This window comes from Mesorhizobium sp., from assembly GCF_017306585.1.
Taxonomy (GTDB): Bacteria; Pseudomonadota; Alphaproteobacteria; order Rhizobiales; family Rhizobiaceae; genus Mesorhizobium.
This window is the reverse complement of the sequence record NZ_JAFKIC010000160.1, coordinates 26,341-36,442: the sequence shown is the minus strand read 5'-3', so window position 1 is coordinate 36,442 and position 10,102 is coordinate 26,341. Positions and strand designations below refer to the sequence as shown.

11 protein-coding genes are annotated in these 10,102 nt (G+C 64.6%); 3 read left to right on the top strand and 8 right to left on the bottom strand.

The features are described 5' to 3' along the window. Positions 1-278 precede the first annotated feature (278 nt). The 3 genes from J0I79_RS18600 to J0I79_RS18590 form a co-directional block, all read right to left on the bottom strand. Complete coding sequence (locus J0I79_RS18600; RefSeq protein ID WP_292861906.1) at positions 279-1,313, bottom strand: aspartate-semialdehyde dehydrogenase; 1,035 nt, start codon at positions 1,311-1,313, stop codon at positions 279-281. 313 nt (positions 1,314-1,626) lie between these two features. Continuing rightward, positions 1,627-2,055, bottom strand: a complete 429-nt coding sequence (locus J0I79_RS18595) for a PIN domain-containing protein (protein WP_292861903.1) — start codon at positions 2,053-2,055, stop codon at positions 1,627-1,629. Next, on the bottom strand, positions 2,052-2,303 hold the full coding sequence (locus J0I79_RS18590; protein WP_292861900.1) for a type II toxin-antitoxin system VapB family antitoxin: 252 nt from the start codon (positions 2,301-2,303) through the stop codon (positions 2,052-2,054). The genes J0I79_RS18595 and J0I79_RS18590 overlap by 4 nt, the downstream gene beginning before the upstream one ends. A gap of 245 nt (positions 2,304-2,548) precedes the next feature. On the opposite strand from J0I79_RS18590, the gene J0I79_RS18585 reads away from it, so the two are divergent. Continuing rightward, entirely contained in the window at positions 2,549-4,417 is a 1,869-nt protein-coding gene (locus tag J0I79_RS18585) for a DEAD/DEAH box helicase (RefSeq protein ID WP_292861897.1), read from the top strand. A gap of 17 nt (positions 4,418-4,434) precedes the next feature. On the opposite strand, the gene J0I79_RS18580 is transcribed toward J0I79_RS18585, so the two are convergent. Further along, entirely contained in the window at positions 4,435-5,874 is a 1,440-nt protein-coding gene (locus tag J0I79_RS18580; RefSeq protein ID WP_292861894.1) for a glycosyltransferase, read from the bottom strand. A gap of 115 nt (positions 5,875-5,989) precedes the next feature. Here J0I79_RS18580 and J0I79_RS18575 point away from each other — a divergent pair, with 115 nt between their 5' ends. Further along, positions 5,990-6,700 (top strand): DUF805 domain-containing protein, encoded by a 711-nt coding sequence (locus tag J0I79_RS18575; protein WP_292861891.1) that lies wholly within the window; start codon positions 5,990-5,992, stop codon positions 6,698-6,700. Positions 6,701-6,767: 67 nt separating this feature from the next. Next, complete coding sequence (locus tag J0I79_RS18570; RefSeq protein ID WP_292861888.1) at positions 6,768-7,436, top strand: DUF805 domain-containing protein; 669 nt, start codon at positions 6,768-6,770, stop codon at positions 7,434-7,436. Here J0I79_RS18570 and J0I79_RS18565 read toward each other — a convergent pair. The 4 genes from J0I79_RS18565 to J0I79_RS18550 form a co-directional block, all read right to left on the bottom strand. Next, positions 7,414-7,902 (bottom strand): GNAT family N-acetyltransferase, encoded by a 489-nt coding sequence (locus J0I79_RS18565; RefSeq protein WP_292861885.1) that lies wholly within the window; start codon positions 7,900-7,902, stop codon positions 7,414-7,416. The genes J0I79_RS18570 and J0I79_RS18565 overlap by 23 nt on opposite strands. Then, positions 7,899-9,002 (bottom strand): 3-isopropylmalate dehydrogenase, encoded by a 1,104-nt coding sequence (gene leuB, locus J0I79_RS18560; RefSeq protein WP_292861883.1) that lies wholly within the window; start codon positions 9,000-9,002, stop codon positions 7,899-7,901. The genes J0I79_RS18565 and leuB overlap by 4 nt, the downstream gene beginning before the upstream one ends. Positions 9,003-9,087: 85 nt before the next feature. After that, on the bottom strand, positions 9,088-9,438 hold the full coding sequence (locus J0I79_RS18555) for a VOC family protein (protein WP_292861880.1): 351 nt from the start codon (positions 9,436-9,438) through the stop codon (positions 9,088-9,090). Positions 9,439-9,459: 21 nt separating this feature from the next. Continuing rightward, positions 9,460-9,843: a RidA family protein gene (locus tag J0I79_RS18550; RefSeq protein ID WP_292861877.1), complete on the bottom strand. Its 384-nt coding sequence runs from the start codon at positions 9,841-9,843 to the stop codon at positions 9,460-9,462. Positions 9,844-10,102 lie beyond the last annotated feature (259 nt).

Sequence of the window (10,102 nt, the reverse complement as noted above, 5' to 3'; positions counted from 1 at the left end):
TGGTCGGCGCTGATTGCGGCCAGTACTGAGGTTTCGATCCTCAACATGAAGATGGATAGGGCGCGCGCGGCAGCGTTCCCTCCCCCTTGTGGGGAGGGTTAGGGTGGGGGTCCCCTTCGCAAGAATCCATATGCGATTGCCCTGCCGTAAACGGGGAGAAGGAAGAACCCCGGCCGAAGGCCGAGCCCGCGACCGCAGGCCGCCGGTCGTCCGGCGCCCTCGCGGAGGGCCAGCCGCGGCAGCGGCGATACGGCCCGTGAGCGCTAGACAGACAGCCGTCAGGCCGCCTTCTTCTTCGGCTGGATCAGGCCGCGCTCGATAAGCAGTTCGGCGATCTGCACCGCGTTGAGCGCCGCGCCCTTGCGCAGATTGTCGGAGACGACCCACATCGACAGGCCGTTGTCGACGGTCGAATCCTCGCGGATGCGCGAGATGAATGTGGCGTCCTCGCCGGCCGATTCGAGCGGCGTGATGTAGCCGCCGTCCTCGCGCTTGTCCAAGACCTGGCAGCCGGGAGCCTCGCGCAGTATCTCGCGCGCCTCGTCGGCGGTGATCGGCTTCTCGAACTCGATGTTGACCGCTTCCGAATGGCCGATGAACACCGGCACGCGCACGCAGGTCGCCGTCAGCTTGATCTTGGGGTCGAGCATCTTCTTGGTCTCGGCGACCATCTTCCACTCTTCCTTGGTGAAGCCGTCATCGAGGAAGACGTCGATATGCGGGATGACGTTGAAGGCGATGCGCTTGGTGAACTTCTTGACGTCGACCGAGTCGGCGACGAACACGGCGCGCGTCTGGGTAAAGAGCTCGTCCATGCCTTCCTTGCCGGCGCCCGATACCGACTGATAGGTGGCGACGACGACGCGCTTGATGGTGGCGACATCGTGCAGCGGCTTCAGCGCCACGACGAGCTGGGCCGTCGAACAGTTCGGATTGGCGATGATGTTCTTGCGCGTGAACGTCGAGACCGCATCCGGGTTCACCTCCGGCACGATCAGCGGCACGTCAGGGTCGTAGCGGAAGGCCGACGAGTTATCGATGACAACGCAGCCCTGCTTGCCGATCTTCGGCGACCATTCCTTGGAGACGTTGCCGCCAGCCGACATGACACAGATATCGGTGTCGGAAAAGTCGTAGCTGTCGAGCGCCCTGACCTTCAGCGTGCGGTCACCGAAGGACACTTCGGTGCCCTGGCTGCGCCGCGACGCCAACGCCACCACTTCGCTGACCGGAAAGCCGCGCTCGTCCAGAATGTTCAGCATTTCGCGGCCCACATTGCCCGTGGCGCCGACTACCGCAACCTTGAAACTCATAGAGATCTCCTGTCCCTCTCCGCTTGGTTGTTGGAGAAAACCCGCCGGCCTCATGCGGGTTTCGTCCCCCGGGCCGGACCCGGGAGAGGGTGGTTAGGCCAAGGGAATCACACCGTTTTGGTGGTGGTTTTCTTGGCCATGGTTTTGCTGGAACGAGAGGACGCGTCGGAGCGCCCGGCCCAATGGTTCGCATTGAGGCTGGGGGCATCGAATGCAAGAAGAGCCATCAAGAGGCCGCGCATCGAAAAACGATCCCGTTCGAAGCGGGCTTTTACGCGGTTTGCGGCAGGAGTCAATCGCCCGTTGGTGCCCGCTACGCCAGATCGGTGTGGGCGAAATCGCTGCCCCTGTAGATCAGGGACAAGCGATGGGCGGTTGCCGCAGCATAGGCGAAACAGTCTCCCAGGTTCAGTTGTGCTGCATGTCCTGACATCTTGCCATAGCTCGCCATCGCATCGAGCGCTCCGATACCGATGCCGTGGTCCAGGGCGATTTCCCGTGCCTTCAATGCCTGGAAGAACCCGTCAACCAGTTCGCGGGCATCAGCGATCAGCGTGGCGCGATCGGCCTTGTGTTCCGTCGCGACAAGCCGCAGGCGCACAAGGGCCGCGACCGCTTCGAAGCGCACCAGGGGCGACACATAGAATTGGCGGCCTGCCTCGCCGAGCCGCTTCTCCAGTTCCTCGAAGCCCGGTTCCTCGTTGAGGATCGCGACAATGACCGAGGCATCGACAAAGCTCACTCCCCCTCCTCCCACAGATCGTCCATCAACTTCTTCATATCGACGCCTACAACCGGCGGGCCTAATTGCTTGCGCGCCCGCGCGCGCAGATCGGCCAGCTTCTCGCGCAAAGGAATTCTGCTGGAAGCCCGCTCCAGCTCATGCTGCAAAGCCGCCCGGACGGCGTCGGTCTTCGTGCGCGCGCCAAGGCTGATGCGGACTTGCTCGGCCAGATCGTCGACCCGGGGATCCTTGATGTAGAGAGCCATGGAGATATCCTTGTTTGGATATCATCATATCCCTGTATGGATATCCCGTCCAGTTTTTCGGACAGAAGGCCGAAGCGAGCACTGTCTTTCAATCATGCCGGCGGTGCAAGACGCAGGCCGAGTGTCCACTGGCTGTACAATGACAGTGGTCCGAAGTACGAACGGCCAAGTTGTTTGGCTGGCGCTGTGTTGGCTCCGGCATGTGCTCCATGGTGAGCGCAAACCCCGAATTCCGAAAGAGCAAGATGTCCAATTTCGAAGGTATCGTCCCCGCGCTGGCGAAGGCGCTGGAAAAACGCGGCTATAGCGAACTGACTCCGGTGCAGAAGGCGGTCCTGGAGCTCGGCCAAGCCGATGCGCTGGTCTCGGCCCAGACCGGCTCGGGCAAGACCGTCGCCTTCGGCCTTGCCATGGCGCCGACGCTCCTGGCCGGCGCCGAGCGCTTCGAGGCCGCTTCGGCACCGCTGGCTCTGGCCGTGGCGCCGACGCGCGAGCTGGCGCTTCAGGTGACGCGCGAACTGGAATGGCTCTATGAGTTAACCGGGGCCACGGTGGCCTCCTGCGTCGGCGGCATGGACATGCGCACCGAACGGCGCGCGCTGGAGCGCGGCGCCCATATCGTCGTTGGCACGCCTGGCCGCCTGCGCGACCATATCACCCGAAACTCGCTCGACATGTCGGCGCTGAGGGCGGTGGTGCTGGACGAGGCCGACGAGATGCTCGATCTCGGCTTTCGCGAGGATCTCGAATTCATCCTCGACGCCGCACCGGCCGAGCGCCGTACGCTGATGTTCTCGGCCACCGTGCCGCGCTCCATCGCCACGCTCGCCCAGGGCTACCAGCGCGATGCCGTGCGCATCTCGGCGGCGGGCGAGGAAAAGCAGCATCTCGACATCGAATACCGCGCGCTGAGCGTGACCCAGGCCGACCGCGAGAACGCCATCATCAACGTGCTGCGTTATTACGAAGCCAAGAACGCGCTGGTGTTCTGCAACACGCGCGCCGCCGTCAACCATCTCACCGCGCGCTTCAACAACCGCAACTTCTCGGTCGTGGCGCTGTCGGGCGAACTCAGCCAGAACGAGCGCAGCCATGCGCTGCAGGCGATGCGCGACGGCCGCGCCAGGGTCTGCATCGCCACCGATGTCGCCGCGCGCGGTATCGACCTGCCGGGCCTCGAACTGGTCATCCATGCCGACCTGCCGACCAATCCCGAAACGCTGCTGCACCGCAGCGGCCGCACCGGACGCGCAGGGCGCAAGGGTGTGAGCGCGCTGATCGTGCCGGGCAGCGCCCGCCGGCGCACCGAACGGCTGCTGCAAAGCGCCAAGTTGACCGCGACCTGGGCAAGCCCGCCTTCGGCCGACGAGGTGATACGGCGCGACGATGAACGCATCCTGGCCGATCCCACCTTCGACGAGCCGGTAAAGGATGAAGAGCGCGCTTTCATCGAGGCGCTTCTCGCCCAGCACGGCGCCGAGCAGGTGGCGGCTGCCTTCGTGCGCCAGTGCCGCTCCAGCCGTTCGGCCCCCGAGGAGCTGATGGAAGCCGCGCCGTTCACGCCTTCGCGTGAAAGACCTGCGGGCGAGAAGTTCGCGCGCGGTGACGATGCGCCCAGCCGCCGCGACGATTTCGGCGACAGCGTCTGGTTCTCGCTGTCGGTCGGCCGCCGGCAGAACGCCGAACCGCGCTGGCTGATCCCGATGCTGTGCCGCACCGGCAGCATTTCCAAGCGCGAGATCGGCGCCATCAAGATGCAGCCGGAAGAAACCTTCGTGCAGATATCGGCCGACTGGGCCGACCGGTTTTTCGCCGCCATCGGCCCCGACCGCAAGCTGCAGGGCAACATCGTGGTGAGGCGGCTGGACGGCACGCCCGATTTGTCGCGGGCCGGTTACCAGCCGCCCAAACCGGATAAGAAACCGCACCGCGGCAAGGCACCCTTCGATCCGAATGCGCCGAAGCGCAAGTTCGACAAGCGAGCGCCTGCCGCCGCCGACCAGCGCCCGGCAGGCGCGCACGAGGCAAAGCCCTGGGCAAAGAAGCCGGGAAAGCCGAAATTCGATAATGCCGGTCCGCCGAAGCACAAGAAGACCAAGAAGCGTCCTTCATAGGGCCGACGGAAGGACCCTCAACGATCGGCGCGCTGGCGGGACACGCTCTCCTGCAGCCCGGCCTTGATGGCGGCCCAACTGGCCGATGCCGGTGTCGGGCGATGCTCGCTGGCTATGCGTTCCGCCAGCGAGGAGCGCCAGGCGTGATCGTCCGCCATCTTGCGGATGGCGGCATACCAGCCTGCCTGGTCGTTGGAATCGATCGCCGGCATCAGCCCGCCGGTCGCCTCGATCAGCGACGGCGTCGTCGACACGATGACCGGAACACCGAAATCGAGGCATTCCGAGGCGCCGTAACCCCAGCCCTCTATATGCGAGGGGAAGACCCCAAAAGTAGCGCTGCGATAATACCGGATGAGTTCCTCGTCGCTGACCAGTCCGGCGAAGGTGACCGACTGGAGCAGTTCGGGATGCTCCTTGAGGAAGGCGCGCAGCGGCTCGATCATCCAGCCCCAGCGCCCGGCGCAGATGAGCCTGGGCAGCTTGACGCCTTCCTCCAGCGCCTGCTGCCAGATCCGCGCCAACAGGATGTGGTTCTTGCGCACCTCGATGGTCGAGCAGTAGATCACGAACGGTTCGTCGGCTTCGAGCCGCGAGGTCGCGCCCATGCGCGACGCCGTCTCGTGCAGGATGGAGGGCATCGGAAACCGGTACACGACCGGCGCGGCGATGCCGGCCTTGCGCATATGGTCGGTCAAGGTGGCGCCGGCCTCGTCAGAGGCGCAGAACGCCGGCGCGCCCGAACGAACCAACTGCTCGAGATAGGAGCCGAAACGGCCCTCGCTCGTGCCCGCGCCGAGCATGTCGGGACGCAGGGTCGGGATGAGATCGTGGCATAGAAAGGCCAGCTTGCCGGCGCTGCCGGAAACCGCCGTGCGGTCCTCCTGGGTCAGGATGTGGTGACTGATCAGCACCCTTCCCAGCCCTGTGTCCGCGTCTCGGTTCGGCGAGACAGGCCGTGTGCCCGATCCTGCCCGTGCCCGCTGATAGAGACGATAGGCCCGGATCAACAGCCTCGTCGCCTGGTAGGCGATCCCCTCACGGCCATTGGTCACCGTTTTTGCGAGATGACGGTCGGTGTCGCGCTTGTTCCATGGCTGCTGCCTCACCGCCTCGAAGGCATGCGACAGCGCAGCGCGTCTGCCGGGCCATCGTTTGACGCGCTGCGCCGGAACCTCGCCTGCCGCGACATGGTCCTGCTCGAAAGGGGCAAGCGGCCGGAACCGGCCTTCGCCAGACCTGTACGCAACGACCTCCACGTCGGGGTCGGGGTCCGCGAGGGCCGCGTTGACCAGGAAGCTCTCCACGCGCGGAATGCCTGCCAGGCCTTTGCCCGGTGGCCAAAACATCAGGCCTGTCGCGTCGATGGCCAGTGATTCTTTCGGCTTCGCCGCGGCCTCGTGCACGGCATCGGAATCGGAATGGTCGACTGTCTGTTTTGGCGAAGGCGGCTGCATTTGGAGCCTTATGCTTGATTTGCCGCCAACATGGTAGCCGTGACGCATGGCCTTGCCCGTAGGCTCGCCAACGTGCCACATCTTGGCAGGGACGCGGCGACAAAGGGGGTGGGCAATGCGCGGCGAAGTGCTCCACTATGACGAGGATCAGGGCTTCGGCTTCATCACCGGGGCGGACGGCAACCGCTACACCTTCACCGCCGAGACCATGCGCCGCCAGACCCCGATGCCCAAAGGGACGGTGGTCGAATTCCAGGCTGGCGGCGGCCGGGCGCGCGACGTCTTTTCCGTTGGCGCACAGGCCGCCATCCCCGCCGTCGATACCGGCCCTGTCGCCGCGCCGGCTCAAGCCGCCGTCATCCAGCCGGCCGGCGCATCCCAGGCGCAACGCTTCGGCCGATCGGCCGAACAGGCCGAGCCCACCGATCTCTGGGGCTATTTCTGGCGCGGCCTCACGCAAAACTACTTCAACTTCGCCGGCCGCGCCCGCCGCAAGGAATATTGGGGCTATTGCCTGTTCTGGGTGGTCTGCCTGCTGATCGTCGGCGGCATCGGCATCTTCACCGATATCGAGCTGGGCAATTTCGACAGCGATATCTCGGCGGCGGTGACGGTCGGCCTCTGCGGCACCTTCCTTCTCGCGACGTTCCTGCCCGGGCTCGGCATGACCGTGCGTCGGCTGCACGACATCGGCCTGTCGGGCTGGCTCTATCTGGTGATCTTCATCCCCACTTTCGGCAGCCTGATCATCCTGGTATTCGCCCTGATCCCGACCCAGGCGCGCGAGAACCAGTGGGGACCGGTGCCGGCGGGCGTGAGAGTCTAGCGCTAAACGTGCTGTTGCAATCAGACACAACCTGACGTAGTATCATACGCGACGCAAAGGGGGAGCAATGCGCGGGGAAGTCATTCACTACGACCAGGATCATGATTACGGCTACGTGGACGGCGTCGACGGCAAGCGCTACATCTTCAGCCGTGGCGACTTGACCCAGGACATGACCATTGCGAGGGGCATGCTGGTCGAGTTCACACCGGACGACGGGACGGCCCACGAAATCGTCGCCGCGAAATCCTCCGCATCGTCACCAAATGGGACACCGGAGCAATCTGATCAAACAGTAGGAAGCCGCCAACCCAGGCCGATGGGACTCTGGGCCTATTTCCTGCGGGCATTTGGCGACGACTACCGCAACTTCGCCGGTCGGGCCAGTCGCAAGGAGTTTTGGGCGTTCTACCTCTGGCTCTACATCATAGTCGGCGCGCTGTTCGGTTTCGGCATTCTCCTCAACCTGGCGATAAACGGCTTCCGCGACAGCCCGGGGACCTCGATCGGGTACATTCCCGGCCTGCTCTTCGTGCTGGCGGCGATCCTGCCGTCGATCGCGGTCGTCGTACGGCGCCTGCACGACGCGGGGTTGACCGGCTGGCTTGTCTTGCTTTGCTACGCTCCAGCCTTGGGTGCAGTGGCCGCTATCATCATTGGACTCCTTCCCTCTCAGCCCGGGCAGAACCGATGGGGATCCATGCCGGCGAAGGTCAGGTTCCAGCGATCCTCTTGAGCGCGTGCCCCGGCAGCCTGAGGAAAACCTTCTGGCCATGACGTTCGGCGCCGAGCCGGTCGTAGAAACGCCGCGCGCCTTCGTTCCGGTCCTCGGTCGTCAGATCGATGCGGCCTATGCCCTTGCTCACGCAATAATTGGCGAGAAAGCCGATCAGGGCGCGGCCGACGCCGTGATTTCGCGCGCTGTCCAGCACGAACAGGTCCTTCAGGAACATCAGCCGTTCGAGATCGATGCCGGGATGGGCGATCGCGATGGAGGCCAGCCCGGCAACCTCGCCGTCCGCGAAGGCGAGTGCGAAATGCGGATAGGCCGGACTTTCGTCGCCAAGCCACTGCCTGGCCGTCGCGACCGCCCGGCTGTGGTCGAGCGGCGCCTGCCGATAATGCCGCGCCATCTCGCAGAACAGAATGGCAAGCGCCCCGGCATCCCCGGTCGTCGCCCAGCGGACGTCGACCGCCGTCACCCCAGGAACTTGGCGATGATCGCATCGCCCATCGCGGTCGTGCCGACCTCGGTGGTCCCGGCGGAGAAGATATCCTTGGTGCGCAGGCCATCGTCGAGCACCGCGGCGATCGCCGCCTCGAGCTTGTCAGCCTCGGCAACCATGCCGAAGGAATAGCGCAGGCACATGGCGAAGGACGCGATCATGGCGATCGGGTTGGCGATGCCCTTGCCGGCGATGTCGGGCGCCGAGCCATGCACCGGCTCGTAGAGCGCCTTGCGCTTCTTGGTTTTTACGTCAGGCGCGCCGAGCGAGGCCGAAGGCAGCATGCCGATCGAGCCGGTCAGCATGGCGGCGATGTCGGACAGCATGTCGCCGAACAGATTGTCGGTAACGATGACGTCGAACTGCTTCGGCCAGCGCACCAGCTGCATGCCGCCGGCATCCGCCAGCATGTGGTCGAGCTTGACGTCGGAGTAGCGCGCCTTCTGGGTCTGGGTGACGACCTCGTTCCACAGCACGCCCGACTTCATGACGTTGCGCTTTTCCATCGAGGTGACGTGGTTCTTGCGCGTGCGCGCCAGTTCGAAGGCGACGCCCGAAATGCGCTCGATCTCGAACGTGTCGTAGACCTGCGTGTCGATGCCGCGCTTCTGGCCGTTGCCGAGATCGATGATCTGCTTGGGCTCGCCGAAATAGACGCCGCCCGTCAGTTCGCGCACGATGAGGATGTCGAGGCCTTCGACCACCTCCTGCTTGAGCGACGAGGACGCCGCCAGCGCCGGATAGCAGATGGCGGGGCGCAGATTGGCGAACAGCTCCATGTCCTTGCGCAGCCGCAGCAGGCCGGCTTCGGGGCGCACCTCGTAGGGCACGGCATCCCATTTCGGTCCGCCGACGGCGCCGAACAGCACGGCGTCCGCCGCCATGGCCTTTTCCATGTCGGCATCGGAGATCGCCGCGCCATGCGCGTCGTAGGCTGAGCCGCCCACCAGGCCTTCATCGGTGACGAAGCCGCTGCCAAGCTTGTCGTTCATGGCCGCGATCAGCTTCTTGACCTCCGCCATGGCCTCAGGGCCGATGCCGTCGCCGGGGAGCAGGAAAAGATGCTTCGTCGCCATGGAGAAAACCGTCCCAGAAAATTTGAACCGCGGCCTTGCTAAACGCCAACCGCTTGCGGCGCAAGCCTGCAAGCCGCTTCCTTGGTCACTGGTGCGAGAGAATGTTGACCAGCCGGCCAAAGGGATCGCGCACATAGAAGCGCCGCACGCCCCAGGGCTCGTCGGCCGGTCCGTATTCGATGGCGAAGCCCGCCGCCTTCATGCCTTCCAGCGCCGCTTCGACATCGTCGACCTCGATCGACAGGTCCGGCACCGGCGTGCCCGAACCGCCCTGCGCCATGAAACTGACCTGCACCTGCATTTCTTCCGCGGAACCGTAGGTGACGATCCAGCCCTGATCCATCAGGACGTCGAGGCCGAGCACGTCACGGTAGAAGCGTTTCGCCGCCGCCGCGTTCGGTGTTGCGATATTGGCTACGATGCGCCGGACCGTCATGGCTTTACGCCCCAATTCACCTCAGGCCGTACGCCGCAGCGCCGTCACCTCGATCTCGATCTTCATCTCCGGCTTGTTGAGCTGGCAAACGATCATCGTCGCCGCCGGCCTGATGTCGCCGAAGGTCTCGCCCAGGATCGGGAAGACGATGTCGGCGAAAGCCTGGTCGGTGATGTAGTAATGCGCCCGCACCACGTCGGCCATGTCGAAGCCGCCATCCCGGAGCGCCTTGGAGATCGTCGCCAGGCAGTTGCGCGTCTGAGCCTCGACGGTTTCGGGCATCGTCATGGTGGCATAGTCGTAGCCGGTCGTGCCGGAGACGAAACACCAGTCGCCCTGCACCACGGCCCGCGAATAGCCGGCGGTCTTTTCGAACGGCGAGCCGGTGGAGATCAGTTTGCGCATGGGGAGCCTCGTTGGGTTGTTCGGCCATTCTGTGGGAAAGCGCCCGCCCTGCCATGGGCCAATGCGGGTGGATCGGCGGTGCAGGCGCCATGATGCGATCACGCCGGTCCGCTCGCCCTGGACACCGCTGACTGAAGTCCATGGAGAACGGAAATCCGTGCGGTCGGGGACGGTTGCAATTTCTGCTTGCATTCTAGAACAAAGACGGAACTATATGGGTAACCGCGGCACCTGTCGCGGTTGCTCCGGGGGATCAGCA